The organism is Chlorogloeopsis fritschii PCC 6912 (assembly GCF_000317285.1).
Taxonomy (GTDB): domain Bacteria; phylum Cyanobacteriota; class Cyanobacteriia; order Cyanobacteriales; family Nostocaceae; genus Chlorogloeopsis; species Chlorogloeopsis fritschii.
Genome location: NZ_AJLN01000160.1, coordinates 1 through 280 on the forward strand (window position 1 = coordinate 1; position 280 = coordinate 280).

General features: G+C 43.2%; 1 pseudogene. It reads right to left on the minus strand.

What is annotated here, in order from left to right:
* Positions 1 to 81 precede the first annotated feature (81 nt).
* Positions 82 to 280, minus strand: a pseudogene (locus tag UYC_RS39775) (RNA-dependent DNA polymerase); the annotation flags it as partial.

Consider the following 280-nt stretch of genomic DNA (forward strand, 5'->3'; position numbering starts at 1 on the left):
TTACCTCTCGCCCCTCTCTTTTAAATCTGGACGTGCCCGTTTCCGAGCATCCAGCTTCCGATATTCTTTAGGGTTAAAGTTCTAACGTAGTCCCTTTCCCTTTTGCTTCATGTGGATGTAATCATGACAACTTTCGTGTACCACTGTCAGGTTCGAGTCCTTCCAGTTAGAATGATTGCCGTCAAAATGATGTAGATGCACTTTTTCTTCTGAGGTCAATTTGTGACCGCAGTATCCACACGTATGGTTTTGCTTGTTTAATAATCTTGAGGTTATGCCG